We start from the raw sequence: 26,149 nt of genomic DNA, 5'->3' as shown, positions 1-26,149 counted from the left end.
GGCAGGTCACCGTACGGCCCGTACAGCGGGACGGGTCAGCCCAGCAGCCGCACCGGGAGGCGTTCGCGCAGCTCGGCCAGGGTCAGGCCGTAGGTCTCCAGGACCCGCACCGCGCCGTCGGGGCCGGTCTCGAAGACGCCGTGGTCGGTGTAGACGGTGTGCACGCAGGCCGCGCCGGTCAGCGGGTAGCCGCACTCCTCGACCAGCTTGGCGGCGCCGTCCCGGGTGAACAGCTTCATCATCACCAGCACCCGCTCGGCGCCGACCGCCAGGTCCATCGCCCCGCCGACGGCGGGGATGGCGTCGGGTTCGCCGGTGTGCCAGTTGGCCAGGTCGCCGCGGCCGGAGACCTGGAACGCGCCGAGCACGCACACGTCCAGGTGGCCGCCGCGCATCATCGCGAAGGAGTCGGCGTGGTGGAAGTAGGCGGCGCCGGGCAGTTCGGTGACCGGCACCTTCCCGGCGTTGGTGAGGTCCGGGTCGACCCGGTCGCCGACCGCGGCCGGGCCCATGCCGAGCATGCCGTTCTCGGTGTGCAGCACGATCCCGGCGTCGGGCGGCAGGTGCTCGGCGATCCGGGTGGGCTGGCCGATGCCGAGGTTGACGTACGAGCCCGGCGGGATGTCCCGGGCGATCCGGGCGGCCAGTTCCTCGGTGCTCAGCGGGCCGCGGTCGGTGTGCTCCCGGACAGCTGTGGCGGTCATCAGCGCGCTCCCTGCACGGTCAGGCGGCGGGCCTCGGCCCGGACCAGCCGGTCGACGAAGATGCCGGGGGTGACCACGCTCTCCGGGTCCAGCTCCCCGGCCGGGACGATCTCGGTGACCTGGGCCACCACGGTGGTGGCGGCGGTGGCCATCACCGGGCCGAAGTTGCGGGCGGTCCTGCGGTAGACCAGGTTGCCCGCGGTGTCGGCGCGGTGCGCGGAGACCAGCGCCAGGTCGCCGCGGATCGGCGCTTCGAGGACGTGCTCGCGGCCGTCGATGATCCGGGTCTCCTTGCCAGCCGCGAGCGGGGTGCCCGCGCCGACCGGGCTGAAGAAGCCGCCGATGCCCGCGCCGCCGGCCCGGATCCGCTCGGCCAGGGTGCCCTGCGGCACCACCTCCAGCTCGACCTTCCCGGCCCGGTAGAGGGCGTCGAACACGTACGAGTCGCTCTGCCGGGGGAAGGAGCAGACCACCTTGCGCACCCGGCCGGCCTTCAGCAGCGCGGCCAGGCCGACGTCGCCGTTGCCCGCGTTGTTGGAGACCACCGTCAGCCCGCCCGCGCCCTGCCGGATCAGCGCGGCGATCAGCTCGAACGGCATGCCCGCGTACCCGAACCCGCCGACCAGGACGGTCGAGCCGTCCGCGACTCCGGCCAGCGCCTCGTCCGCGTCGGCCGCCACCACCGTCGCCGTCACCTGCCCACCTCCGTTTCCTCGAAGACGTCCTCGCATACGTCCTCGCAGACGTTCTCGATCACGACGGCCAGTGCCTGGCCGACGCCGATGCAGATCGCCGCCACGCCCCAGCGGGCGCGCCGCTCGCGCAGCACCCCGGCGAGGGTGCCGAGCAGCCGGCCGCCGGAGGCGCCCAGCGGGTGGCCCAGCGCGATCGCGCCGCCGCGGGTGTTGACCAGTTCGGGGTCGACGCCCCAGGCGTCCACGCAGGCCAGCGCCTGGACGGCGAACGCCTCGTTCAGTTCGACGGCGCCGACGTCCGACCAGCCGATCCCGGCCCGGCGCAGCGCCTGCTCGGCGGCCCGGACCGGCGCGTACCCGAAGTCCTGCGGGGCGACGGCGTGCGCGGCGCGGCCGGCGATCCGGGCCAGCGGGGCGCGGCCGATCCGTTCGGCGGCGGCGGCGCCGCCCAGCAGCAGGGCGGCGGCGCCGTCGCTGAGCGGGGAGGCGTTGCCCGCGGTGATGGTGCCGTCGGGGCGGAAGGCCGGCTTGAGGGCGGCCAGCTTGGCGGTGTCGGTGCCGGGCCGGATGCCCTCGTCCCTGGCCAGTCCGGCGACGGGGAGCACCAGGTGGTCGTAGAAGCCGTCCGCCCAGGCCCGGTCGGCCAGCCGGTGCGAGCGGGCCGCGAACTCGTCCTGGCGCTCGCGCGGGATGCCGAGGCGTTCGCGCAGCTGCTCGTTGCACTCGCCGAGCGAGGCGGTCCACTCCTCGGGCATGGCCGGGTTGACCAGTCGCCAGCCGAGGGTGGTGGAGACGGCGGCGGTGTCGCCCGCGGGGAAGGCCCGGTCGGGCTTGGGCAGCACCCAGGGGGCGCGGGTCATCGACTCGACGCCGCCCGCGAGGACGGTCTCGGCGTCCCCGCACTCGATCGTCCGGGAGGCGGCGATCGCGGCGTCCAGGCCGGAGCCGCACAGCCGGTTGACGGTGGTGGCGGGCACCGAGACGGGCATCCCGGCCAGCAGGGCGGCCATCCGGCCGACGTTGCGGTTGTCCTCGCCCGCGCCGTTGGCGTTGCCCCAGACCACCTCGCCGACCTCGGCCGGGTCCAGCCCGGGGGCGCGCTCCAGCAGGCCGCGGATCGCGGCGGCGGCCAGGTCGTCCGGGCGGACGGCGGCGAGGGCGCCGTTGAAGCGGCCGAACGGGGTGCGGACGGCGTCGTACAGGTAGGCGTCGTTCACCGGACCGGCTCCTGCGGGCGGGCGCCCTCCAGCGGGATCGGGGTGAACATCGGCGGCTCCTGCCCGGGCAGCAGCGCGGTCGGCCCGTAGATCCAGTCGGTGAACGCGTAGTCGTCGACGGCCCGGTCGCGCAGGATCGCGTTGCGCTGCAGCCGGGCCCCGCCGTCCAGGTGCCACAGTTCGCCCCAGGCCCGGGCGGTGCTCTGGACCCGTCGGCAGTGCTCCACCCGGACGTCCTGGTAGGCGGCCAACGCGGCGTCCCACTGCGGGGGTTCGCCCTCGTCGGTGAGCCGGGCGGCGTGCTCGGCGAGCACCCAGCCGTCCTCGATCGCCATGATCGCGCCCTGCGCCATGTACTGCAGCGGCGGGTGCGCGGCGTCGCCGAGCAGCGCGATCCGGCCGTGCACCCAGGTCTCGACCGGGTTCCGGTCCATCATCTGCCACCAGCGGTCGCGCCACATCAGCGGGATGCCGGAGCGGACGGTGTCGCAGGTCGCCTCGAACGCGGCGTCCAGCTCGTCGGGGGTGCCCCAGTCGGGGTCGCCCGCCTTGGCCTTCGGCGACTCGAACACCGCGACCTGGTTGAACATCTCGCCGCCGCGCAGCGCGTACTGCACGAAGTGGCAGCGCGGGCCGACGTACACGGTGACGTCGTGCTCGGCGATCCCGTTGTCCCGGACGCGCTCGATCGGGACGGCGGCCCGGTAGGCGACGTAGTCGGAGCTGACCACCTCGTCGCCGACCAGCTTGCGCCGCGCCACCGAGTGCAGCCCGTCGGCGGCGATCACCAGCGGGGCCCGCTCGGTGCTGCCGTCCTCCAGCACCACCCGGGCGCCGTCGCCGTCCTGCTGGTAGTCGACCACCGTCCGGTCGGTCAGCAGTTCGACCCCGGCCCGCCGGCAGGCCCGCAGGAAGATGCCGTGCAGGTCGCTGCGGTGGATCACCACGTACGGGTAGCCGTAGCGCCGTTCGAGGTCGCGCAGGTCGAGCCGGGTCAGCTCGCGGGCGTCCAGCGCGTCCCGCATCACCATCCCGTCGGGCAGCACGCCCAGCTCGCGGGCCTCGTCCAACAGCCCGTAGTCGGCGAGGATCCGGGTGCAGTTGGGCGCGATCTGCAGCCCCGCCCCGACCTCCCCGAACTCCTTCGCCCGCTCCAGCACGCGCACGCCCAGGCCCTTGCGGGCCAGCGCGAACGCGGCCGCGAGACCGCCGATGCCGCCGCCGACGACGAGCACGTCAGGGGTGGAGGGAGGGTTCATGAGCTGCTTCTTTCCACATCACGGGGAGTCACGTGCACGCCCGGGAGGGGGCGCGGGAGGGCGGGGCCCGGGAGGGCAGGCCCGCCCGGGAGGGGACGCGGGAGGGCGGGGCCCGGGAGGGCGGAGCTCCGGCGTCAGAGCCAGGGGCCGAGGACCGGGGCGCCCTCGATGTGCTGACGGCCGGTCAGGTAGGCGGCCAGCAAAGGGAGTTCGGCCTCGACCACGACCTGCTCGCCGTCGCCGGGGAAGTCCCGTTCGTAGCCGCCGTCCGGGGTCCGCAGCACGAACGCGGTGGCCCGCTTGGCCAGGACGTCCTCGCAGAGGGCGGCCAGGAAGCCGTCCGGGAGGTCGGCGAAGGTGACGCCGGCCGCCAGGTCGACCGCGTGGACGCAGGCTTCGCGGGCGCGCATCCAGGGGAGTTCGGTGGCGGGGACGGTGCGGCCCTGGGCGGTGACGACGGGGGCCTGCCACTGCTCGGGGGTGAGCGCGTCCAGGCCGGCGGTCAGCCGCTCGGCGGATTCCCGTACCCAGGCGGTGAGTTCGGCGGCGGGCAGGGCGCGTCCGCGTTCGATGCCGGCCAGCCGCTGCGCCGCGGAGGCGTACATGGGGGTGGGTTCGCCGGTCGCGGCCCAGTGCACCAGGTTGCCGAGCGCGTCGGCGTTGGCGGCGAGGTGGGCGGCCAGGTGGGCGCGGCTCCAGCCGGGCAGCGGGCTGGGGGCGGCGTACTCGACGGGGCCGAAGCCCTCGGCGGCGGCGAGGAAGAGCCGGGTGCCGCGGGCCGCCCAGTCCAGGGCCCCGGCGGTTGTGCGGGTGCTCACGCGGCGCCGCCGTCCCGGACGACGCGGTTCTCCAGTCGGCCGATGCCCTGCACCTCGGTGACGACCGTCTCGCCGCCGTTCAGGTAGCGGGCGGGCTTGCGGGCGTGGCCGACGCCGCCGGGGGTGCCGGTGGCGATCAGGTCGCCGGGGTTGAGCCGGACGACGGTGGAGACGTACTCGACCAGGGTGACAGGGTCGAACAGCAGGTCGCCGGTGTTGTCGGACTGCATGGTCTCGCCGTCGACGGTGAGCGTGACGTCGAGCGCGGGGCGGACGCCGCCGGGCAGTTCGTCGGGGGTCACCAGGAACGGGCCGACCGGGGTGGTGGAGTCCCAGGTCTTGCCCTGGAGCCACTCGCGGGTGCGGAACTGCCAGTCGCGGCAGGTGATGTCGTTGAGCACGGTGAACCCGGCGATGGCGGCCTCGGCCTGCTCGCCGCGGGCGCGGCGCACCGGCTTGCCGATGACGACGGCGAGTTCGACCTCCCAGTCGAACTCGGCGGTCTCCTCGGGCCGGAGGATGTCGTCCCCGGCTCCGATCAGCGAGTCGGCGAACTTGGCGAACAGGGTGGGGTGTTCGGGCAGGTCGCGGCCCATCTCCTGGATGTGGTTGCGGTAGTTGAGGCCGACGCACACCACCTTGGAGGGCTTGGGCACCACGGGCGCGAACTCGGCGCCGGCCAGCGGGTAGGTCGGGCCGGTCGCGGCGGCGGCGATCGCGGCCCAGTCGTCCTGTTCGAGCAGCGCGCCGAGGTCGGGGTGCCCGAGGTCGACCAGGGTGTCGCCGTCGAGCCGGACGGCGCGGGTGGTGCCGCCGGTGCGGAGGGTGGCGAGCTTCATCGGGTGGTTCCTTCCAGGTGGGTGCGCTGCAGCTGCAGGGCTTCGAAGATCGGGGCGTCGCTGAACCGGAACAGGTCGAGCGCGCCGGAGTCGGAGTCGGTGGCGCCCGCCTCGGAGCGGACCGAGAACGGCTGCCAGGAGGGGACGGTGAACAGGTCGCCGCGGGTGACCGTCCAGGTCCGCTCGCCGACCGTGACGGTGCCGGAGCCGTCGAAGACCTGGTAGACCGAGGAGCCGGTCTCCCGGACGGGCGCGGTCCCGGCGCCGCGGGCGATCCGGTGCACCTCGGCCCGGATGGTGGGCAGCACGTCGCCGGCGGTGGCCGGGTCGGTGAACCGGACGGCGGCGTGGCCGGGCTCGACGGTGCCGCCGAAGCCCTCGGCCTCCAGGGCGAGCTGGTCGGCCAGGGCGCGGTCGGTGTGCTCCCAGCGGTAGGCCAGCAGCGGGCTGCCGGGGCCGGGGCGCCGGGCGGCGACCGGGCGCAGCCCGGGGTGGCCCCAGAGGCGTTCGGCGCGGGAGCGGTCGGGGGTGGTGCGTTCGGCGTCGGAGATCTCGTCCCGGCCGAACTCGAAGAACTGGGCCTCGCTGGTGTACTGGAACGGGATGTCCAGGCCGTCGATCCAGGCCATCGGCTCGCTGGTGGCGTTGTGGTGGGCGTGCCAGTTCCAGCCGGCCTGCGGGAGGAAGTCGCCGCGGCGCATGGCGACGGGGTCGCGGCCGACCACGGTCCACACGCCCTCGCCCTCGACGACGAAGCGGAAGGCGTGCTGGGTGTGGCGGTGCTCGGGGGCGTCCTCGCCGGGCATCAGGTACTGGATGGCGGCCCACAGGGTGGGGGTGGCGAACGGGCGGCCGCCGAGCGCGGGGTTGGCCAGCGCGATGGCCCGGCGTTCGCCGCCGCGGCCGACCGGGACGAGTTCGCCCGCGCGGGCGGCGAGTTCGCGCAGCTTCTGCCAGCGCCACAGGTGCGGGGCGGCCTGCGAGCGGGGGTGGGCGGGCATCAGGTCGCCGATCTCGGTCCACAGCGGGACGAGCAGCTCCTGTTCGAAGCCCCGGTAGAGCTCGTGGAGCGCCGGGGTGACCTCGGGCTGCCCGTCCGCGGCGACGGCCTGGAGCCGGACCGGGGAGCCCGTTGCGGTGTCTGGGGCGGTGGTGGACTCGATCACGGGCTCAGCGTGCCGCGTCCCGCCCAGGAGAACATGTAGATTCTTCAGGGCAGAACGACCGTCGAGAGGCCCCGCCGTGGACAAGCCGCTGAAGACCCCGCCGCCGTACCCGATCGCCAGCGTGGACCACGCGTTGCGGGCCGCGACCATGCTGCAGATGGAGGGCGGGGCGACGGTCTCGCAGGTCGCCGAGCGGCTGGGGGTGGCCCGCTCCACGGCGCACCGGGTCCTCGGGATGCTGGTCTACCGGGACTTCGCGGTGCAGGGCGACGACCGGGTGTACCGGGCCGGGCCGGTGCTGGAGCTGGCCGCGCACTCCCGTTCGCTGGTCTCCCGGCTGCGCCCGGCGGCGCTGCCGCACCTGCGCCGGGCGGTGGACGTGCTGGACGAGACGGTGAACCTGATCGTCCGGACCGGGGACACCGCCCGGTTCATCGCCAGCGTGGAGTCGGCGCAGACGCTGCGGGTGGGCTCGCGCGAGGGCATGGTCTTCCCGGCGCACCGCACCACCGCCGGGCTGCTGCTGCTCGCCGAGCTGACCAGCGAGCAGCTGGAGGAGGTCTACGCGCCCGAGCGCTACCGGGACCGGCCCGGCGAGCGGCCTGACCTGCCGCGGCTGCGGGCCGAGTTGGCGAAGCTGCGGCGCGGCGGCTTCGCGGTCAACCGGGAGCGCTCCGAGCGCGGCCTGACCGCCGTCGGGGTGGTGGTGCGGGACGGGGCGGGCGCGGCGGTGGCCGGGCTGTCGGTGTCGATGCCGAGCGTGCGCTACGACCCGCGCCGGCTGCAGTCGCTGGTGGCGGTGCTGGAGGCGGCGGCGCACGCCCTGGAGGCGGACCTCGCGGAGCAGCCCTGACTCCGCCCCACCCACCGCTACACACGCTACGTTCACTTTCAATCACGCATACATCATTGACGCCACGTAAACCGAGTGCCATTCTCCACGGCATCGCACTCGGTCCGCGGCGCGCCGTCCCCTCCCCCTGGCACGCCGGGCCGAGCCCTCCCCCACCCCCGGCCCGCCCGCTCCCCCGCGGGCCGCCGGACCTTCCCCAGCCAGGGAGACACCAGCAATGACGCTCAAGAACGGGACGCCGTCGTCCCACGGCCCCACCGCGGGGGCTGCCCGGACGCCGGGCTACGCGGGCACACTGGCTGCCGCCTGCGGTGCGGTGTTCACGGCCCAGGTGGCCAACGCGCTGCCGGCCTCGCTGAACGGCCTGTTCCAGCAGGACCTGCACACCCACGGCTCCCAACTGACCTGGATCACCTCGGCGTTCATGATCGCCGTGGTGTGCTTCGAGTTCACCTTCGGCATCCTCGGCGACCTGTTCGGCCGCCGCCGGCTGGTCGCGGCGGGCACCGCGCTGGTCGCGGCCGGCTCGACGGTCGCCGCGCTCGCCCCGAACGTGCAGACCCTCTGGGTCGGCGCCGCGCTCAACGGCCTCGGCGCGGGCGCGATGTTCCCCGGCTCGCTGACCGCGATCACCGCCGTCACCCGCACCGCCCGGCAGCGGGTGCACGCGGTCGCGCTGTGGAGCGGCTTCCTGTCCGCGGGCGCGGCGGTCCCCCCGCTGATCGGCGGCGCGTTCGCCCGGGTCGGCTCCTGGCGCGGCTCGTTCTGGGTGCTGGTCGGCCTGGCGCTGGCCTCGGTGGTGCTGACCCTGCTGCTGCTCGCCGAGTCGAAGTCCGCCGAGGGCCGGAAGTTCGACGTCGCCGGGCAGGTCAGCTTCGCGCTCGGCCTGGTCCTGGTGCTGTACGGCGCCGTGGAGGGCCCCGAGTCGGGCTGGGGCACCGGGCCGGTGGTCGGCGCGTTCGTCGCCGGCGGGCTGCTGCTGGCCGGGTTCGTGGCGGTCGAACTGCGCGCCGAGGCCCCGATCCTGGACCTGCGGCTGTTCCGCAACCGCGCCTACGCGGTCAGCTCGGTCGTCGCGGTGATCGGCATGCTGGCCTTCCTCGGCTCCTGCTTCGCCACCAGCATGTGGCTCGGCCCCGTCCAGCACCAGGACCCGCTGCGGGTCGCGGTGCCGTTCCTGCTGCTGCAGGGCCCGGCGTTCGTGCTGATCCCGGTGGTCTCCCGACTGCTGCACCGCGTCGCCCCGGCCCGGCTGCTGGCGGCGGGCTGCACGCTGATGGCCGTCGGCGCGTTCCTGGCCACCGGGCTGGACGTCACCGACCCCGGGCTGGGCGCGTTCGTCGCGCCGACCCTGCTGATCGGCGTCGGCTTCGCCCTGACCGTCAGCTCGATGACCGCCGTCGCCCTGGACAGCGTCCCGCCCAGGCTCGCCGGCATGGCCAGCGCCACCACCAACATGCTGCGCGACCTCGGTTTCGCGCTCGGCCCGGTGGTGGTCGGCGCGGTCGCCCTCTCGCACGCGGGCTCCGCCTTCGCCGGGAAGCTCCCCGCCTCCGGCCTGCCCGCCGAGCAGCTCGGCGCCGCCACCGCGATCGGACGGGCCGGCGGCCCGATCGCCGTCAACTCGCTGCCCCCGGACGCCCCCGGCGCGGCCGCCCACGCCCTGGCCCTGGACGCCCTCGGCTCCGGCTTCACCACCGCCTTCCTGATCTGCGGCATCGCCGCCACCGCCGCCACCGCCCTCACCCTGGTCGGCATGCTCGGCACCCGCCGGGCCCCCGCCCCCGCCGAGGAGGCCCTCCAGCCGGCCACCGCCTGACCGCCCGCCGCACGACCGCCCGCCTACCTGCCCGACTGCCTCCCGCACGACGAGAGCCGGGGCACCCCTTTCACGGGGGCGCCCCGGCTCGAAGTCGTGGGCGAGGAGGGCGGACGGGCTGGCTTCGTGAGAGGAAAGGGAGAAGGAAGCCCGTCCATGGCCTCGCCGGGGCACCCCGCGAAGGGGCACCCCGTGGGTGAGGAAGGCGGACGGGCTGTGAGTTCGTTAGGCATACGAAAGTGGAGAAGGAAGCCCGTCCATGGCCTCGCCCGCCCCGCACGCTAGCACCCGCGCCGGGCCCCGGGCGCCCGGTTTCCCGCCCCGGCCGCCAGTCGGCCTCGGTGCACAAGCAGCGGTTGTGGCCGACCCTCCCGCAGGTTGTTTGACCTGCGCTGCTCCCCGGCGATTGGCTCCTACTGGTCAACGAGGGGTTGTCCAGTGGGAGCGTGGAGGAGGATGCGGTGAGCAGGAGGAGGCTGGGCCGACCGTTCGGCTGGCTGTGGGCCTCGTACGCGGTGAGCGCGTACGGCTCGGGGCTGGGGTTCGGGGCGCTGCCGCTGATCGCGGTGCTGGTGCTGCACGCCGGGCCCGCGCAGGTGGCGGTGCTGTCGGCGGCGGGCCCGGCGGTGGGGGCGCTGGTCGCGGTGCCGCTGGCGCCGTGGATGGAGGCGCGGCGCAAGCGGCCGGTGATGATCGGCGCGGACCTGGCGCGGTGCGCGGCCATGGCGTCCGTCCCGGCCGCGTACGCCCTCGGGTGGCTGGGTTTCGCCCAACTGCTGGTGGTCACGGCCGTGGTGGCCGCCGCGAAGATCGCCTTCGGCGCGGCGAGCGGCGCGTACCTGAAGTCGCTCGTCCCGGCGGAGCACCTGCTGGTGGCCAACTCCCGCTTCGAGTCGACGAACTGGAGCTCCATCGCGGTCGGCCCGCCGCTCGGCGGGGCGGCGATCGGCCTGTTCGGGCCGGTGGTGACCGTGCTCGCGGACGCGGCGAGCTACCTGCTCTCCGCGCTCGGCATCACCGCGATCCGCGAACCGGAACACGCACCGCACCCCGGGCGGACGGACGACGGGCGACTCCGGGCGGGCGGGCTCCGGGCGGGCGGGCTCCTGGAGGGCTGGCGGCACCTCCTGGGCCACCCCGTACTGCGGCGGCTCTACCTCAACAACCTGCTGGTCTCCGGCCTGATCATGGCCACCGAACCGCTGCTGGCCGTCCTACTGCTGCGCCAACTGGGCTTCCCCGCCTGGCAGTACGGCCTCGCCTTTGCCGCGCCCTGCCTCGGCGGCCTGATCGGCTCCCGCCTGGCGCCCCGCGTCGTCGCCCGCCACGGCCGGCAGCGGGTCTTCCGCGTCGTCGGCACCCTGCGCGTCGTCTGGCTGCCCGGCCTCGCCCTCGTCCGGCCCGGCGTCACCGGGCTGCTCACCGTGATGGCCGTCGAGCTGGCGATCATCGTCCACATGAGCCTGTACACCCCGGTGCTCGCCACCTACCGGCTCGAACACACCCCCGCCCACCTGGTCTCCCGCACCCTGACCGCCTGGTCCGTCGGCCAGCAGGCCACCACCGCCACCCTCACCGCCCTGACCGGCCTGCTCGCCCACTTCACCGGCCCGCGCCCCGTTCTCGCCACCGTCGGCCTCCTCGTCCTGGCCACCCCGCTCCTCCTCCCCCGCACCCCCCGCCAGGACGCACCGCACCCCGCCGCCGACGCCACCGCGCCCACCGTGGCAGCGGGCTGAACGATCCGCCGGGCCGCCCCGCGGCCCGGGCGCCGACCGGGCGGCGCACCTTACATTGAACGCGTTCAAAATTTGCGGCATGATCGACACCGTCGGGCCCAGGGGAGAACGGGGGCCCGCTCCGCCGTGCCCGGGCACGGACAGTCGCAGCAGAGAGGGGGGACCGTGGGAGACATCGGCAGGACCCGCTTGCCGGCCGTCGCGGTCGCGTTGATGTGGTGGTACGAGGGCTTCTGGTGCAAGGTCTTTCCCGGCCGGGCGGACCAGCGGGCCATCGTGGAGGGGCTGCCCCTGCTGCCGGCCGGCGCGGCGGGCGCGCTGCTGGTCTCCATCGGCCTCGCCGAGGTCGCGCTCGGGGCGTGGGTCCTGCTGGGGCACCGCCCGTACGCCGCCGCGGTCGTGCAGACGGTCCTGGTGGTCGGCTTCAACACCGGCGGGCTGCTCGTCGGCGCGCAGCACATCCCCGAGCCCGGCCGGCTGGTGGTCCAGGACCTCGCCTTCCTCGCGCTGATCTGGCTGGTCGCCGCCCGCCGCCCCGCCCCCGGCGCCGCCCCGCGCGGCGGCCCCGCCCGGGAGCTCTGGGCCCGATGACCCCTTCCCCGCTCACCCGTGCCGCCCGCCGCACCACGGGCGCGCCGCCGACGGCCGGCCCCGCCACCGGTACGCCGTGGCAGCAGGGCCGACTGCTCGCCGGACCCGCCGACCGCCCCCGGGTGCTCTTCGGCCGGATGTACGAGGACCCGGCCGTGGAGCTCGCCGTCTTCCCGCCGCCCGGTGCCCGGGTGCTGTGCATCGCCTCCGCCGGGGACACCGCGGCCGCGCTCGCCTCCGCCGGGTACGAGGTCACCGCCGTCGACCTGAACCCGGCCCAACTCGCCTACGCCAGGGCCCGGCTGGAGGACGGCGCGCCCGCCTCGACCGGCACGGCCGAACGGCTGACCGGCCTGGGCCGCACCGCGGCCGCCGCCCTGCTGCCCGGCTGGCGGCCCGCCGCCGTCGCCGACTTCCTGCGCCTCGACGACCCCGCCGAGCAGCGGCGCCGCTGGACGGACGAGCTCGACGGGCCCGGGCTGCGGCTGCTGGCCGCCGCCGCGCTGCGGCCCGCCGGGGCGCTCGCCGCCGTCCTGCGCCCGGGCTTCCGGTGCGCGGTCCCGCGCGGCTTCGACGAGGTGCTGCTGCGCAGGATCGCCCGAACCGTCGCCCGGCACCCCAACGCCGCCAACGACTGGGCCTGGCGGCTGCTGCTCGGCCGTGAACGCCCCGGCGCGGCCGCGACCGCGACCGCGGTCGGCCCCGGACGGGTGCGGCTGGTGCGGGGCGAGGTCGTCGAGCACCTGGAGCGGTGCGCCGCCGGGAGCTACGACGCGGTGACGCTCTCCAACGTGGTCGACGGGCCCGGCCCGCGCTTCGCCCGGCGGCTGCGCGCCGCCGTCGAGCACGCGGTGCGCCCGGGCGGGACGGCGGTGGTGCGCAGCCTGCGCGAGCCGGGCCCGGGCGGGGCCGGCCGCGCCGCCGAGGACCGGTCGATGATCTGGGGCGTGGTGCGGGTCGTCCGCACCGGAACGGACCGAACGGACGGGACGGACCGAACGGACGGGACGAGCGCGATGAACGGAACGGACGGAGCCGAGGCCCGATGAAGCACCTGCTGCAGCGCCACCCCGTCCCGATCCGGACCCGCTTCGCCCACTCGCTGGTCCTCACCTACGCCCTGCCGCCGCGGGTCCTGGAGCCGCTGCTGCCGCCGGGGCTCGCCCTCGACACCTACACCGACCCGGCCGGCACCGAGCACGGGTTCGTCGCCGCGGCGCTGGTGGACACCCGGGACCTGCGGCCCGCCTTCCTGCCCGCCGGCCTCGGCGCCGACCTGCTCCTCACCGGGTACCGGATCTTCACCCGCTTCCCGACGCCCCGGGGGCGGTCCATGCGCGGCCTGAAGATCCTCCGCAGCGACACCGACAGCCGCGTCATGGCCCTCGGCGGTAACCTGCTCACCCGCTACCACTACCGGCTCGCCCGGATCGGCAGCCGGGTCGTCGGCGACACCCTGGAGTTCCGGGTCCTCAGCCGCGACGGCCGGGCCGACCTGCACGTGCGGGCCGACCTCGCGGGTGCCCCCGCGGGCCTGCCCGACGGCAGCCCGTTCGCCTCCGCCAAGGACGCCCGGCGGTTCGCCGGCCCGCTGCCCTACACCTTCGAGCACGAGCCGCAGACCCGGTCGGTGATCGTGGTGAAGGCCGCCCGGGCGCACTGGGAGCCGACCCCGGTGGCCGTCGAGCTGCCCACCCCGCCCACCTTCTTCGCCCACGGCCCGTTCGCCGGGACGACCCCCGTGCTCGCCAACGCCTTCCACGTCGCCGACCTCGACTACGGCTGGGAGGCCGGCCGGCGCCGCGCCGAGAACGGGGCCGAACGGTGAGGCGGCCCCCGGCGCGGCGCCGGAGCGCCGGTACCGCCTCGGAGGAGCCGTACCGCTTCTCCGGGGTGCGGGAAGTCGTCCGCTACAACTGGCCCCTGTACGCGGCGGGTTGCCTCGCCGCCGGAGCGGGCCTCGCGCTCTCGTACCGGCTCCCGGGGCCCGCCGCCGCCTTCGCCCGGGCGGGCGCGGGCGCGGCCGCCGCCCTACTGGCCAGCAGCACGGCCGCCACCTGGTGGGTCTACGACCGCTCGGAACTGCGCACCTTCGACTGGCTGGCGGAGCTGCTGCCGAGCGGCCCGGGCGAGCACCTGGTGCTCTCCTCCGGCCTCGACGAGGCCAGTCGGCCGGTGGCGGCCCGCTGGCCGCGGCACCCCCAGAGCGTGGTGGACCTCTACGACCCCGCCCTGATGACCGAGGGCTCGATCCGCCGGGCCCGCCACCGCGTGCCGCCCGCCCCGCGCACCCGTCCCGGACGGCACGACCGCCTGCCGGCGGCGAGCGGCTCGGCCGACACCGTCCTCGCCGTCTTCGCCGCCCACGAGCTGCGCCGGGCGGACGACCGGGACGAGCTGTTCGCCGAGTGCGCCCGGGTGCTGCGGCCCGGCGGCCGCCTCGTCCTGGTCGAGCACCTGCGGGACGCCGCCAACACCGCGGTGTACGGCCCCGGCGCCCAGCACTTCTTCCCCCGGCGGGCCTGGCTCCGGGCCGCGGCCGGCGCGGACCTGCGCCCGGTCGCGCAACGCCGGATCGGCGGTCTCGTCACCGCCTTCGCCTTCGCCGCCCCGACCGCGACCGCGACCGCGACCGCCCGGACCATCACCATCCCGACCGGAAAGCACCCCGCACCGTGACCCACCTGCTCACCCTGGAAAGCCAACTGCGCCTGGTGGGCGCGGCCCTGATCGCGATGGGCGCGCTGCACATCGTCCTGCCGCGGCTGATCGGCTGGCCCTCGGACCTCGCCGGCACCACCCTGCTGACCCGCCAGGTCTCCTACGCGCACCTCTTCTTCATCGCGCTGACCTGCGTCCTGCTCGGCCTGCTGCCGCTGCTGCTCGCCCCCGACCTGCTCGCCGGGAACCGGCTCGGCACCGCCCTGCTGGCCGCGCAGACGCTCTTCTGGGCCCTGCGCTGGCTCTTCCAGTTCACGGTGTTCTCCCCGGAGCTGTGGCGCGGCGACCGGCTGCGGACCGCCGCCCACCTCGCCCTGTCGGTGCTGTGGACCTGGGTGACGGCGGTGTTCACCTGCGCGCTGGTGGTGGCGCTCCGCGGCTGAACACCCCGGCGGCAGCGGTCTACCGGGCCGGGAAGGCCGCCAGCGCGCGGTCCCACTCGTCGGCCGCGCGGAGCAGGGCCGCGGCGTCCAGGCGCAGTTCCACGACGTACTGGTAGACCTCCTCCCCGTCCTCGTCCCGCCGCCACGGGGGTCGGGCTTCGAGCGAGAGGTGCACCCGGACGGCCATTGCGTCGTCGTCGCGCCCGGCGAGGCTCACGGCCAGGTTCGGTTCGACGAACCAGGTGTCCGGGGAGAGCAGGCCCTCGGCGTCGGGCCCCTTCGGCTGCACCGCACCGGCGGCGGCCGCCCGCAGCCAGCGGGACAGCTCGCGGGCCTCGTGGACCAGCAGGGAGGGGTCGGCGAAGGACCAGCTGCCCCCGGCGGTGGTCACCGACCCGCCGATGACCAGCCAGTTGTCGTCGTACTCGTCCCCGCGGGCGACGGGGAACTGGTAGCGCAGCGGCCGGAGCTCGACGCTGCTCAGGTGGTCGTTCAGAAGCACGGCCACAGGTTGGCACACCCTCCCGCCCCGGCGCCCCGGATTGACCGGCCCGTCCGGCCCTCCCCCGCCCGGGCCGGCCACCGCTCAGGCCGGGACGAGTTCGCGCAGGTTCTCCGGGGTGATCACCCGGGAGCCCTCCGGGAGGTCGTCGGGACGGGCCAGGCCCAGGTAGGTGACCGGGCCATCGGGGGCGGGCCCGTCCCAGGGGAGGAGGCGGGCGCCGTTCGCGACCATCAGGTCGACCAGGTGGCGGACCGTCAGGTGCTGCCGCCGGAGGGCGGCCCGCAGCAGGTCGGCGACGGTGGCCCGGTTGGTCTCGACCTGGTTGGCGTGCGGGAAGCCGCGCAGGTGGAGGTGCAGCCAGCGGGCGTACCACTCGCCGTCCTCGCAGCGTTCGAAGACCAGCGGGAGGGCGACCCGTCCGGCGCCGCGCAGCTCGGACTTCGCCCGGACGGTGCGCGGTTCGAAGGGGAGGCCGCGCTGCGCCTCCTCGCGCAGCATCCAGCCGAAGAAGGACTCCGCGACCTGTTGGAACCCCTCGCCGGCGTACACGTTGACCTCCGGCACGATGTACCTGCCGGGCACCTTCGACAGCCGCAGGTCGATGAACTCCGAGGCGCCGTCGGGCGCTTCGACGATGTCGCCGGAGTGCGCGCCGGCCACGGAGCTGAGCTGGGTGTACGACAGCCAGGTCGGGTTGTCGTACGAGGCGTCGAGCATCAGCGCGGACAGGTCGAAGTCGGTGGCGCGCTCCTGCTGCTTCCAGTACACGAAGAAGCGCAGCAGCTCGCCGCGGACGGGCTGGACGGAGCCGCGCGGCAGCACGCCGATCCCGGCGGCGCTCGCGTTGCCGCTGAGCGGGAGGGCGACGTCGAGGATCTCCGGGTCGACCAGCAGCGGCGGCGGGTCGGCGGGCAGGCGGCGGGCGGTCTCGGCGTCCAGCGCGGCGGCCAGTCGGGCGCGTTCGGCGGCGGGCAGCGGCGGGCGCAGGTCGTCGGCGACGTGGCTGCGGGCGTCCCGGTTGACGAAGACCCGCCGCTCGCCGCCGCTCCGCTCCCGGTTCTCCAGGTGTTCGCGCAGCGAGAGCAGCAGGCGGCCGGACGCGGCGGGCAGGGCGCGTTCGGCGGCGGCGAGCACGGCGGCCCGGTCCGCTTCGGCGGTGGCCGCGCGCAGCAGCCGGTCGAAGGCGCGCAGCAGCTTGCCGGGCGCGGCGGCGGCCAGCAGTTCGGCGGCGGCGCCGGGTTCCCCGGCGGCGAGGAGTTCGTCGACCCGGCCGTCCAGGCCGCGGACGCGCTGTTCGCCGCGGGCGACCGCGAACACCTGAGCGGCGTGCGGCCACTTCGGGTACTCGTGCGGGTGCAGGCGTTCGCCGAGGCGCTTGAACCGCTCGCGGTGGCGCAGCACGTCGGCGAGCTTGCCGGGCGCGGCGGCGACCACCTCGTCCAGCGCGGCCAGCAGGACGCGGCGGGCCGGGCGCGGCAGCGGGCCGAACCTGGTCGGGGCGGCGAGCGTGACGTCGCCGTCGAAGAGCGCGCAGGCGGTGCGCAGCACGTCGGTGACGGTGTCCGCGAGCAGGCCGGCCCCGGCGTGCAGCCGGGCGGCGTTGACGGTGGCCCGGTTCTCCCGGACGGGGATCGCGGCGGGCTGCGGGCCGTCCGCGCAGTGCCGGGCGAGGGTCGCGAGGTCGCGCAGGCCCTCCTCGCCGAGCGGGGTGGTGCTGCCCGCGAGCGCCAGGTAGAGCGCCGCGACCTCGCGTTCGGGGCTGTCGCCGAGGTGCAGCACCGTGAGCCGGTCCCCCGCCCCGGCGAGGAACTCCTCGTGCGCGGACAGCAGGTCCTCGTAATCGTGCCGGTAGGTGCCGTAGCCGGGCAGCGCCAGCAGGTCGGTGCCGGGGCCGTTCGCCGGGTCGGCGGCGCTCCTGCCCGCGCGCAGGGCCTCGACCAGCAGGTCGAACCAGAACTCCGCGGTGTCCGGCACGTTGTGCGGGAAGTCCACGAAGTACGTGTTGTGCCGCACGTGGTCGCCGAGCAGTTCCCGGACGGCCGCCAGCCCGGTCCCGGCCGCCTCCGCGACCCGCGGTTCCGGCAGCGCGGACAGCCTGGCCAGCAGTTCACCGGACAGCTTGAAGCCGACCGACATCAGCGCGGCGTCGAACTGCCGTGCCAGCACGGCACCTTGACCCTCGGACCCCAGCTCCTGGACCTGGACGGGCAGGCGGTGGGTACGGCGGACGACCAGGGCGACGAGATCACGGGACATGCCCCGCATGCTCGCAGACCCCCTCCCCCGCCCGCACCCGGGTTTCCCCTGAGCCCCCGACCACCGCCCCGCCGGATCTTGTGCAACCGACAACTCCCTTTGGTCAAAAGGCCGCTGAGGTCCCCTCAGGGACGAATGGGGGACGTCTCGGGGTGCCCCCGGATGTCGGTGCGGGCCGCCCGTGGCGAAGATCGAAGACGTCCTGTCGCACACGCAGCACCGGGAGACCCCATGACCAGCGCCGGAACCACCCATCGGGCCGCCGCCCTCGCCGCCCCCGTCCTCGCCGGGCTGCTGCTCGCCGTCCTGCCCTCGCCCGCGTCCGCGGCGGTGCCGGTCGCGGGCGGCGGGCCGGACGCCGAGGCGCTGCGGGCTGCGCTCGTCCGGCAGGTCGGAGACCCGGTGGCCGGGACGGTGGCCCGGGTGTCCGTCGACGGGTCGACCTGGCGGGGCGGCCAGGACGACCGGGTGAGCGGGCGGCCGGTCGCACCGAACGCGTCCTTCCGGATCGGCAGCATCAACAAGCCCTTCGTCGCGGTCGTGCTGCTCCAGCTCGCCGCCGAGCAGCGGATCGACCTGGACGGCACCGTCCAGCAGTACCTTCCCGGCGTGCTGCCCGACGCCTTCGGGCCGGTCACCGTCCGGCAGTTGCTCAACCACACCAGCGGCCTGCCGCAGGCCGTCGAGGGCGTTCAGGGCTCCGACCGGGACACCGTGATCGCCCGGCGCTTCGAGGTGCAGACCCTCGACCAGGTGATCGGGTGGACGCTGCGCCCCGCCGACCGGCCGTGGCCGGGGCCGTCCTTCGCGCCGGGCAGCGCCCAGGAGTACAACACCTTCAACTACCGGCTGGCGGACCGGATCATCGAGCAGGTCACCGGGCACTCGTTCCGGACGGAGGTGACCGCCCGGGTGCTGCGCCCGCTGGGCCTGTGGCACACCGAGGTCACGGAGGGCGCGCCGCGGATGCCCGCCCCGCACCTGGTCGGCTACCTCGCCGATGACGCGGGCACCCCGATGGACGTCTCCGAGCAGGGCGGCAACCCGGAGTCGATGGTCTCCACCCCCGCTGACCTGGACCGCTTCCTGCGCGCCCTGCTCGACGGCGAACTGCTGCCGCCGCAGCAGCAGCGCGAGCTGCTCGCCCTGCCCCGCGACGCCGCCGGGCACCCGGTGCCCTCGCTCACCCCCGGCGACTGCCGGTTCGGGCCGGACAAGGGCCTGGCCTGCTACAGCGCCGGGCTGATGGAGATCCCGCTCCGGGACGGCACGGTGGCCTGGGGCAAGACCGGCCACGACCTCGGCTACTCCGACGGGTTCTTCGCCAGCGCGGACCTGAGCCGGCGCCTGGTGTACTCCACCGGAGAATCCGGCATCACCCCGGCCCCCTCCCTCCGGCTCGCCGTGACGGTGTTCGGCCCCTTCGCCGACTGAGCCCAGGAGCCCGGAGCCGCGTCCGCCGCGATCTGACGGAACCTCACTTCGCCTCCGCCACCAGGAAGATGGGGGTTTGCCACCTGCCGCTGCCCGGTCGTACGCTGACCGCCGGTCGCGGGGGCTCGGGGCCCTCCGCTGGCGTGCGCCCGGTCCCGCGCCGCACCGCTGCCGCCGCTCCCCTGGATGACCGATGATCGAAGCCTCCCTCTCCGCCGCGCCGTCCCTGTTCCCCGCGTTCGCCGTGCTCGGCGCGCTGTTCGGGACGGCGGCGTTCCTGCTGGCCCGGCGGCGGGAGCGGCCGCCGCTGGCACCGGCGCTGTTCGCCGTGGCGCTGGCGGGGGAGGTCGCGGTGACGCTGACGCCGACCACCGGCGGTGCGTCCGGGGAGCCCAACTGCACGTTCGGCGGCGGGATCTGGCGCACCGTGCTGGAGCAGCAGGGCCTGCTGAACACCGCGCTGTACGTGCCGCTGGCGGCGCTCGGCGCGTGGGCGTTCCGGCGGCCGCTGTCGGTGCTGGCCGGTTGCGCGGTGCTGTCCGCCGGGACGGAACTGCTGCAGACGCTGCTGGGGACGGGGCGGGCCTGCGACGCCGCCGACTTCGTCGACAACTCCTCGGGCGCGCTGCTCGGCGCCCTGCTGGCCGTGGCCGTGGTGGCGCTGGCGCCGTCCTGGCGCGGGACGTTCGCGCCCGGGCGGGACGCGCTGCGGGCGCTGACCACCGCCGGGAGCGGCCTGGCGGCCGTCGCGCTGGTGGTGTGGCTGTTCGTCCCGGTGTACGACGCCCCGGAGACCGGCTCGCCCTTCCCGAACACGGTGGACACCGCGGGCACGGCGTACCGGCTGATGGACCGGCTGTTCGGGCCGGGCGGTCGGCTGGAGGTCACCTCCACGGTGTTCGACCCGGCGCTCTCCCGCTTCCCGCTGACCGAGGCGGCCGGCGACCGGGGCCGGTTCCGGTTCGAGGCGGTGAGCGGCCGGCTGGTCTCGGTCCAGTTCCCGACCCCGACCCCGGCCCCGACCCCGTCCCCGGACGGCACTGCCGCCTCCCCGTTGCCGGAAGAGCAACTCCTGCGGGCCGCGGGCGAGTTCGCCACCACCTGGTTCCCCGACCTGACCGACGGCACCCGTCCCGCCCTCGCCCCGGCCCCGACCACGACCGGCTCGCCCGTCCCGGCGGGGGCCCGGCTGCTGACCTTCCACCGCCCGGCGAACGGCCTCCCGCCCTCGGGGCACCTGGAGGTCACCGTCTCGGCCTCCGGCCGGGTGCTGTCCGCGACCGCCTACCGCCCGGACGACCGGACCACCGGCTGACGGGCGGCCCGCCCCTGCCGCGGGCGGCCCTACCCCAGGGCCGGGATGACCTCCGCGCCGTACGCGTCGATGACGGCCTCGCGGGCGTCGTGCATCGCGTACACCGCGAACTGGTCGACGCCGAGTTCGCGCAGCGCGCGCAGCTTCTCGACGTGGGCGGCGACCGGGCCGAGCAGGCAGAAGCGGTCGACGACGGCGTCGGGGACGAAGTCGGTGGAGGGGTTCCCGGCCCGGCCGTGGTGGCTGTAGTCGTAGCCGTGCCGGTCCTTGATGTAGGCGGTGAGCTCCTCGGGGACCAGGCCGGAGTGCTCGCCGTACTTGGCGACCAGGTCGGCGACGTGGTTGCCGACCATGCCGCCGAACCAGCGGCACTGCTCGCGGGCGTGGTCGAGGTCGTCGCCGACGTAGGCGGGGGCGGCGACGCAGACGGTGACGGCGGCGGGGTCGCGGCCGGCCTCCTCGGCGGCCCGGCGGACGGCCTTGACCATGTGTTCGGTGAGATAGGGGTCGGCGAGCTGGAGGATGAACCCGTCGGCCTTCCGCCCGGCCAGGGCGAGCGCCTTGGGGCCGTAGGCGGCCATCCAGACCGGCAGCCGGCCGTCCCGGATCCAGGGGATGCGGACCGGGTTGCCGTCGACCTCGGCCTCGCGCCCCTCGGCGAGGTCGCGGATGGCATCGATGGCCTCGCTGAGCCGGGCGAGCGTGTTGGGACGGCGCCCGGCCACCCGCATCGCCGAGTCGCCGCGGCCGATGCCGCACACCGTCCGGTTGCCGTACATGTCGTTGAGGGTGGCGAAGGTGGAGGCGGTGACCTCCCAGGTGCGGGTGCCGGGGTTGGTGACCATCGGGCCGACGTGCAGGCGTTCGGTGTGTTCCAGGATCCGGCTGTGGATGACGAAGGGCTCCTGCCAGAGCACGGCGGAGTCGAAGGTCCAACCGTGGCTGAAGCCGGCCCGTTCGGCGCGGCGCATCAGTTCGACGACCTCGGTGGCCGGCGGGTCGGTCTGCAGGACGAGTCCGAAGTCCACTGCGGGGGGCTCCTCGCGGAAGAGGGGGTGGTCAGAGGTACTGGCAGCTGGAGCGGGGCAGGAAGGCGCCGTGCCCGGGGCGGCCGAGGTAGTCGCCGCGGTCGAGCAGCACCTCCCCCCGGGAGAACACCGTCTCGACCCGTCCGGTGACGGTGCGGCCCTCGTACGCCGAGTAGTCGACGTTCATGTGGTGGGTGGCGGCGGAGAGGGTCTGCACGGCGTGCGGGTCGTAGATCACCAGGTCGGCGTCGGAGCCGGGGGCGATGGTGCCCTTGCGCGGGTGGAGGCCGAACATCCGGGCGGGGGCGGCGCAGGCGAGTTCGATCCAGCGGCGGCGGCTGATCCGGCCCTCGACCACGCCCTGGTGCAGCAGGTCCATCCGGTTCTCGACGCCGGGCAGGCCGTTGGGGATCTTCGAGAAGTCGCCGCGCCCGAGCTCCTTCTGCCCCGTGAAGCAGAACGGGCAGTGGTCGGTGGAGACCACCTGGAGGTCGTCGGTGCGCAGGCCGCGCCAGAGCGCCGCCTGGTGGTCCTTCGGGCGCAGCGGGGTGGAGCAGACGTACTTGGCGCCCTCGAAGCCGGGTGCGGCGAGGTCGTCGGTGGACAGGAAGAGGTACTGCGGGCAGGTCTCGCCGAAGACCGGCAGGCCGAGGTCGCGGGCGGCGGCGATCTCGGCGAGCGCCTCGCGGGCGGAGACGTGCACCACGTACAGCGGCGCCCCGGCGACCCGGGCGAGCTGGACCGCCCGGTGGGTGGCCTCGGCCTCCAGCAGCGCCCGGCGGACCTCGCCGTGGTAGCGCGGGTCGGTCTCGCCCCTGGCCAGCGCCTGTTCGACCAGGACGTCGATGGCGGGGCCGTTCTCGGCGTGCACCATGGTGAGCGCGCCGAGTTCGGCGGCCTGCTGCATGGCGCGCAGGATCTGCCCGTCGTCGGAGTAGAAGACGCCGGGGTAGGCCATGAACAGCTTGAACGAGGTGACGCCCTCGCCGACCAGCCCGGGCATCTCGCGCAGCACCGACTCGTTGACGTCCGAGACGATCATGTGGAAGGCGTAGTCGACGGCGCAGTTGCCGTCGGCCTTGGCGTGCCAGTCGTCGAGCCCGGCGCGCAGCGAGGAGCCGCGGGTCTGGATCGCGAAGTCGACGATGGTGGTGGTGCCGCCCCAGGCGGCGGCCCGGGTGCCGGTGGCGAAGGTGTCGGCGGCACGGGTGCCGCCGAACGGCATCTCCATGTGGGTGTGCGCGTCGACGCCGCCCGGGACGACGTACTTCCCGCTGGCGTCGAACACCTGGTCGGCGCTCCAGTGCTGGCTGCCCGGCAGGGCGAGCGCGACGACCCGGCCGTCCTCGACCAGCACGTCGGCGGGCGTCTCCTCGGCGGCGGTGATCACCAGGCCGCCGGTGATCAGGGTGCGGGCCACCGCGCTCAGCCCTCGGTCAGCGGGCCGTAGGCGTCCGGCCGGCGGTCCCGGTAGAACGCCCACTGCTGGCGGACCTCGTCGATCTGCCCGAGGTCGAGGTCCCGGACGACGAGTTCCTCGCTCTTGTCGGAGGCCACCTCGCCGACGAACTGCCCGCGCGGGTCGACGAAGTAGCTGGTGCCGTAGAAGTCGTCGTCGCCGTACTCCTCGACGCCGACCCGGTTGATCGCCGCGACGAAGTACTCGTTGGCGACCGCGGCGGCGGGCTGCTCCAGCTGCCACAGGTACGCGGAGAGGCCGCGGCTGGTCGCCGACGGGTTGTAGACGATCTCGGCCCCGGCCAGGCCGAGCGCCCGCCAGCCCTCCGGGAAGTGCCGGTCGTAGCAGATGTACACGCCGACCTTGCCGACCGCCGTTTCGAACACCGGCCAGCCGAGGTTCCCGGGCTTGAAGTAGTACTTCTCCCAGAATCCGCGCACCTGGGGAATGTGGTGCTTGCGGTACTTCCCCAGGTAACTGCCGTCGGCGTCGATCACGGCGGCGGTGTTGTAGTAGAAGCCCGGCTTCTCGATCTCGTACACCGGCGCGACGATCACGATGCCCAACTCCTTGGCGAGCGCCCGCATCCGCCGCACCGTCGACCCGTCCGGGACCGGCTCGGCCCACGCGTAGTGCTCGGGTTCCTGCACCTGGCAGAAGTACGGGGCGTTGAACACCTCCTGGAACCCGATGATCCCCGCCCCCTGCCCGGCGGCGTCCCGCGCGGCCCGTTCGGCGGCGTCCAGCATGGATTCCTTGTCACCCGTCCACGCGGTCTGGAACAGGGCGGCCCTGACGACACGACTCATGGCCGTAACTCCTCGACTCGAAGGCGCAAAGGCGCAGCGGGGAAAGCGCGGTAGCGCTGTAGACCGTTGAGACTAGGAGCTTCGCGGCACATGGGTGGGTGCCACGCGGGAGGAGCGGGGGAAATTCGCTTTCCCGCGCATTCCTCCGATTTTCCGCCGCCCGCTCCGCCGAGCCTTTCCCGCCCTTCCGGTCCTTCGGAATGCTTTCGCCGCCCGCTCAGCGCGCGGCGGCGTCGGCGAGGGCCCGCAGGAGCAGCGCGGCGGAGGTGGCGCCCGGGTCCTGGTGGCCGGTGCTGCGCGGGCCGAGGTAGGAGGCGCGGCCGCGGCGGGCCTGCAGGGGGGTGGTGTCGCGGGCGCCGCGTTCGGCGGCGTCGGCGGCCGCGGCGGTGGCCCGGGCCAGGGTGGCACCGGTCTCGGCGGCGGCGCGCAGGGCGTCGACGGCCGGGGCGAGCGCGTCGACCAGCGTCTTGTCGCCCGGTTCGGCCCCGCCCAGCGCCCGGACGGCGGCGAGGCCGGCGGCCAGGGCGTCCGCGCAGGCGGCGGGGTCGGCGTCCGGCGGGAGTTCGGCCCCGGCCGCCCGGAACGCCTGCCCGTACAGCGGGCCGGAGGCGCCGCCGACCTTGGCCGTCAGCGTGCTGCCGACGGTGCGCAGCAGTGCGCCCGGGCTCTCGAAGCCGCCCTCGGGCGGGGCGTCGAGCGCGGCCAGGACGGCGGTGAAGCCCCGGCGGAGGTTGCTGCCGTGGTCGCCGTCGCCGATCGCCGTGTCGAGTGCGGTGAGGTGCCGCTCCGCGTCCTCGACGGCCGCGGCGGCGGTCCGGATCCAGGCTTCGGCGAGGGCGGTGTCGAGGGTCCGGTGCGTCATGGTGCGTCGCTCCTCCTGCCGGTGGGGGGCGGGCCCGTTACGCGCGGACCAGCGCGGGGGTGTCGGCGGGGGCGTCCCACAGTTCCAGCATCAGGCGGTCCGCGGCGGTCAGGGTGAGGGAGAAGCCGGCCGCGTCGAGGCTGGTGACGTAGGAGCCGACCAGGGTGCGGGCGGGGGTGACGCCGTGCTCGGCGAGGCGGGCGGTGACGGCGGCGCACACCACGTACAGCTCGATCAGCGGGGTCGCGCCGAGGCCGTTGACCAGGACGATCGGCCGGTCGCCGGGGCCGGGCCGGTTCCCCTCCAGCACCGCGTCGACCACCGTCGCGGCCAACTCGTTGGCGGGGCGCAGCCGTTCGCGGCGGCGGCCGGGTTCGCCGTGGATGCCGACGCCGACCTCGATCTCGTCCTCGGCGAGGTCGAAGCCGGGGCGGCCGGTCTCCGGGTTGGTCCCGGCGGCGAGCGCGACGGCGAAGGAGCGGGAGGCCGCGACGACCCGCTCCCCCAGCTCCCGGACCTCCTCCAGGGCGGCGCCGCGCTCGGCGAGCGCACCGCAGGTCTTGTGCACCACCACGGTCGCGCCGGTGCCCCGGCGGCCCGCGGCGGAGTCCCGCACGGCGACGTCGTCGTCGACCAGGACGGTGGCCACCCGGTGGCCCTGTTCGGCGGCGAGTTCGGCGGCCAGCCGGAAGTTCAGCACGTCGCCGGTGTAGTTCTTCACCACGAACAGCACGCCCGCGCCGCTGTCGGCGGCCTGCGCGGCGGCCAGGATCCGGTCCGGCGGCGGCGAGGTGAACAGCTCGCCGGGGCAGGCCGCGTCCAGCATGCCCGGGCCCACGAAGCCGATGTGCAGCGGCTCGTGACCGGAACCGCCGCCGGACACCAGCGCCACCTTCGGCCCCGCCGGGCACACCGCCCGGGAGACCACCCGGCGTTCGAAGTCCACCGCGAGCGCGGGGTGGGCGGCGGCGAGCCCGACCAGGGCGTCGTCGACGACGCTCCCCGGGCTGTTGATCAGCTTCTTCACGGCGGGCGTGCTCCTTCGTCCGTGCGCGGCTGACGGGTGCGGCTGACGGGTGCGGCTGACGGGTGCGGTCGACGCTACCCCAGCCCTCCGGCGGTACGGCCGAACCGCGGCCCCGCGCGGCGCGCCCGGCGCCGGGTGCGGCCGCCGGTAGGCTGCGCCGCATGCGCGCTCCGGTCGGTCTGGTCCTGGTCTCCCACAGCGTGCTCCTGGCCCGAGGCGTGCACGAGCTGCTCGCCGAACTGGCGGGCGACGTAACGGTGTTGATCGCGGCGGGCACCGAGGACGGCTCGCTCGGCACCGGCTACGACCCGATCGCCCGCGCGGTGCGCGGCGCCGCGGCGGGCGGCGCGGGCGCCCTGGTGCTGGCCGACCTCGGCAGCTCCGTCCTGACCGCCGCCCTGGTCCTCGCCGACCTGGCCCTGCCGGACACCGCCCTGGCCGACGCCCCGTTCGTCGAGGGCGCGGTGGCCGCCGCCGTCACCGCGGCCGCCGGCGCCCCGCTCCCGGAGGTCCTGGCGGCGGCCGAGCAGGCCCGCGACTTCCGCAAGCGCTAAGAAGCTATCTCATTTGGGCTTGTAAGCTGCTCGCGTGACGATCGTGGAGCGCTTGGTGCCGGACGAGCTGTGGGAGCTGTTCCAGTTGGTGGTGCC

25 protein-coding genes are annotated in these 26,149 nt (G+C 75.3%); 11 read left to right on the top strand and 14 right to left on the bottom strand.

The annotated features are described in order from the left end of the window. Positions 1-35: 35 nt before the first annotated feature. From ABD345_RS30495 to ABD345_RS30465, 7 genes are all read right to left on the bottom strand, one after another. The gene (locus tag ABD345_RS30495; protein ID WP_344556820.1) at positions 36-704 is read right to left on the bottom strand and encodes a 3-oxoacid CoA-transferase subunit B; all 669 of its coding nucleotides are present in this window, start codon (positions 702-704) and stop codon (positions 36-38) included. Next, the gene (locus ABD345_RS30490; RefSeq protein WP_344556819.1) at positions 704-1,399 is read right to left on the bottom strand and encodes a 3-oxoacid CoA-transferase subunit A; all 696 of its coding nucleotides are present in this window, start codon (positions 1,397-1,399) and stop codon (positions 704-706) included. The genes ABD345_RS30495 and ABD345_RS30490 overlap by 1 nt, the downstream gene beginning before the upstream one ends. After that, positions 1,396-2,616, bottom strand: a complete 1,221-nt coding sequence (locus tag ABD345_RS30485; RefSeq protein ID WP_344556818.1) for a thiolase family protein — start codon at positions 2,614-2,616, stop codon at positions 1,396-1,398. The genes ABD345_RS30490 and ABD345_RS30485 overlap by 4 nt, the downstream gene beginning before the upstream one ends. Further along, the gene (locus ABD345_RS30480; RefSeq protein WP_344556817.1) at positions 2,613-3,875 is read right to left on the bottom strand and encodes an FAD-dependent monooxygenase; all 1,263 of its coding nucleotides are present in this window, start codon (positions 3,873-3,875) and stop codon (positions 2,613-2,615) included. Before ABD345_RS30480 ends, ABD345_RS30485 begins: the two co-directional genes overlap by 4 nt. A gap of 134 nt (positions 3,876-4,009) precedes the next feature. Further along, positions 4,010-4,693 carry a maleylpyruvate isomerase family mycothiol-dependent enzyme gene (locus ABD345_RS30475; protein WP_344556815.1) on the bottom strand — a complete coding sequence of 228 codons (684 nt, stop codon included), beginning with the start codon at positions 4,691-4,693 and terminating at the stop codon, positions 4,010-4,012. Continuing rightward, positions 4,690-5,532 carry a fumarylacetoacetate hydrolase family protein gene (locus tag ABD345_RS30470; RefSeq protein WP_344556813.1) on the bottom strand — a complete coding sequence of 281 codons (843 nt, stop codon included), beginning with the start codon at positions 5,530-5,532 and terminating at the stop codon, positions 4,690-4,692. The genes ABD345_RS30475 and ABD345_RS30470 overlap by 4 nt, the downstream gene beginning before the upstream one ends. Continuing rightward, positions 5,529-6,698 carry a cupin domain-containing protein gene (locus ABD345_RS30465; protein WP_344556811.1) on the bottom strand — a complete coding sequence of 390 codons (1,170 nt, stop codon included), beginning with the start codon at positions 6,696-6,698 and terminating at the stop codon, positions 5,529-5,531. The genes ABD345_RS30470 and ABD345_RS30465 overlap by 4 nt, the downstream gene beginning before the upstream one ends. 76 nt (positions 6,699-6,774) lie before the next feature. Here ABD345_RS30465 and ABD345_RS30460 point away from each other — a divergent pair, with 76 nt between their 5' ends. The 8 genes from ABD345_RS30460 to ABD345_RS30425 all read left to right on the top strand — a co-directional run bounded on the left by ABD345_RS30460 (position 6,775) and on the right by ABD345_RS30425 (position 14,804). Next, the gene (locus tag ABD345_RS30460; protein ID WP_344556809.1) at positions 6,775-7,551 is read left to right on the top strand and encodes an IclR family transcriptional regulator; all 777 of its coding nucleotides are present in this window, start codon (positions 6,775-6,777) and stop codon (positions 7,549-7,551) included. A gap of 217 nt (positions 7,552-7,768) precedes the next feature. Next, on the top strand, positions 7,769-9,370 hold the full coding sequence (locus ABD345_RS30455) for an MFS transporter (RefSeq protein WP_344556807.1): 1,602 nt from the start codon (positions 7,769-7,771) through the stop codon (positions 9,368-9,370). 461 nt (positions 9,371-9,831) lie between these two features. Then, a complete protein-coding gene (locus ABD345_RS30450) occupies positions 9,832-11,109 on the top strand; it encodes an MFS transporter (RefSeq protein WP_344556805.1) in 1,278 nt (425 codons plus the stop codon). Positions 11,110-11,274: 165 nt separating this feature from the next. Then, a complete protein-coding gene (locus ABD345_RS30445; RefSeq protein WP_344556803.1) occupies positions 11,275-11,700 on the top strand; it encodes a DoxX-like family protein in 426 nt (141 codons plus the stop codon). Beyond that, positions 11,697-12,749, top strand: a complete 1,053-nt coding sequence (locus tag ABD345_RS30440; protein ID WP_344556801.1) for a DUF3419 family protein — start codon at positions 11,697-11,699, stop codon at positions 12,747-12,749. The genes ABD345_RS30445 and ABD345_RS30440 overlap by 4 nt, the downstream gene beginning before the upstream one ends. Continuing rightward, positions 12,746-13,528, top strand: a complete 783-nt coding sequence (locus tag ABD345_RS30435; protein ID WP_344556799.1) for a DUF2071 domain-containing protein — start codon at positions 12,746-12,748, stop codon at positions 13,526-13,528. The genes ABD345_RS30440 and ABD345_RS30435 overlap by 4 nt, the downstream gene beginning before the upstream one ends. A gap of 65 nt (positions 13,529-13,593) precedes the next feature. Next, on the top strand, positions 13,594-14,379 hold the full coding sequence (locus ABD345_RS30430) for a class I SAM-dependent methyltransferase (RefSeq protein ID WP_344556797.1): 786 nt from the start codon (positions 13,594-13,596) through the stop codon (positions 14,377-14,379). Continuing rightward, positions 14,376-14,804, top strand: a complete 429-nt coding sequence (locus tag ABD345_RS30425; RefSeq protein WP_344556795.1) for a hypothetical protein — start codon at positions 14,376-14,378, stop codon at positions 14,802-14,804. Before ABD345_RS30430 ends, ABD345_RS30425 begins: the two co-directional genes overlap by 4 nt. Positions 14,805-14,823: 19 nt before the next feature. Here ABD345_RS30425 and ABD345_RS30420 read toward each other — a convergent pair whose 3' ends face one another. Continuing rightward, on the bottom strand, positions 14,824-15,306 hold the full coding sequence (locus tag ABD345_RS30420) for a WapI family immunity protein (protein WP_344556793.1): 483 nt from the start codon (positions 15,304-15,306) through the stop codon (positions 14,824-14,826). Positions 15,307-15,390: 84 nt separating this feature from the next. Next, positions 15,391-17,565 (bottom strand): TerD family protein, encoded by a 2,175-nt coding sequence (locus ABD345_RS30415; protein WP_344556791.1) that lies wholly within the window; start codon positions 17,563-17,565, stop codon positions 15,391-15,393. A gap of 231 nt (positions 17,566-17,796) precedes the next feature. Here ABD345_RS30415 and ABD345_RS30410 point away from each other — a divergent pair, with 231 nt between their 5' ends. Together ABD345_RS30410 and ABD345_RS30405 are read left to right on the top strand one after the other, a co-directional pair. Further along, positions 17,797-18,999 (top strand): serine hydrolase domain-containing protein, encoded by a 1,203-nt coding sequence (locus ABD345_RS30410; protein WP_344556789.1) that lies wholly within the window; start codon positions 17,797-17,799, stop codon positions 18,997-18,999. A gap of 193 nt (positions 19,000-19,192) precedes the next feature. Beyond that, entirely contained in the window at positions 19,193-20,314 is a 1,122-nt protein-coding gene (locus ABD345_RS30405) for a VanZ family protein (protein WP_344556785.1), read from the top strand. Between the two features lie 29 nt (positions 20,315-20,343). Here the strand turns inward: ABD345_RS30405 and ABD345_RS30400 are convergent, their stop codons facing one another. From ABD345_RS30400 to dhaK, 5 genes are all read right to left on the bottom strand, one after another. Then, complete coding sequence (locus ABD345_RS30400; RefSeq protein ID WP_344556783.1) at positions 20,344-21,342, bottom strand: TIGR03842 family LLM class F420-dependent oxidoreductase; 999 nt, start codon at positions 21,340-21,342, stop codon at positions 20,344-20,346. 31 nt (positions 21,343-21,373) lie between these two features. Then, the gene (hydA, locus tag ABD345_RS30395; RefSeq protein WP_344556781.1) at positions 21,374-22,762 is read right to left on the bottom strand and encodes a dihydropyrimidinase; all 1,389 of its coding nucleotides are present in this window, start codon (positions 22,760-22,762) and stop codon (positions 21,374-21,376) included. A gap of 5 nt (positions 22,763-22,767) precedes the next feature. After that, positions 22,768-23,610, bottom strand: coding sequence for a nitrilase-related carbon-nitrogen hydrolase (locus ABD345_RS30390; protein WP_344556779.1), 843 nt, complete (start codon positions 23,608-23,610; stop codon positions 22,768-22,770). Positions 23,611-23,827: 217 nt separating this feature from the next. Continuing rightward, positions 23,828-24,472: a dihydroxyacetone kinase subunit DhaL gene (gene dhaL / locus ABD345_RS30385; protein WP_344556777.1), complete on the bottom strand. Its 645-nt coding sequence runs from the start codon at positions 24,470-24,472 to the stop codon at positions 23,828-23,830. Positions 24,473-24,509: 37 nt separating this feature from the next. After that, positions 24,510-25,499, bottom strand: a complete 990-nt coding sequence (gene dhaK, locus ABD345_RS30380) for a dihydroxyacetone kinase subunit DhaK (RefSeq protein ID WP_344556775.1) — start codon at positions 25,497-25,499, stop codon at positions 24,510-24,512. Positions 25,500-25,660: 161 nt separating this feature from the next. Here dhaK and dhaM point away from each other — a divergent pair, with 161 nt between their 5' ends. Further along, complete coding sequence (dhaM, locus tag ABD345_RS30375; protein WP_344556773.1) at positions 25,661-26,053, top strand: dihydroxyacetone kinase phosphoryl donor subunit DhaM; 393 nt, start codon at positions 25,661-25,663, stop codon at positions 26,051-26,053. The last annotated feature ends 96 nt before the right edge of the window (positions 26,054-26,149 follow it).

Source organism: Kitasatospora saccharophila, assembly GCF_039529925.1.
Taxonomy (GTDB): Bacteria; Actinomycetota; Actinomycetes; order Streptomycetales; family Streptomycetaceae; genus Kitasatospora; species Kitasatospora saccharophila.
The sequence above is the reverse complement of the archived record's forward strand: the minus strand, read 5'-3'. Positions and strand labels throughout refer to the sequence as shown.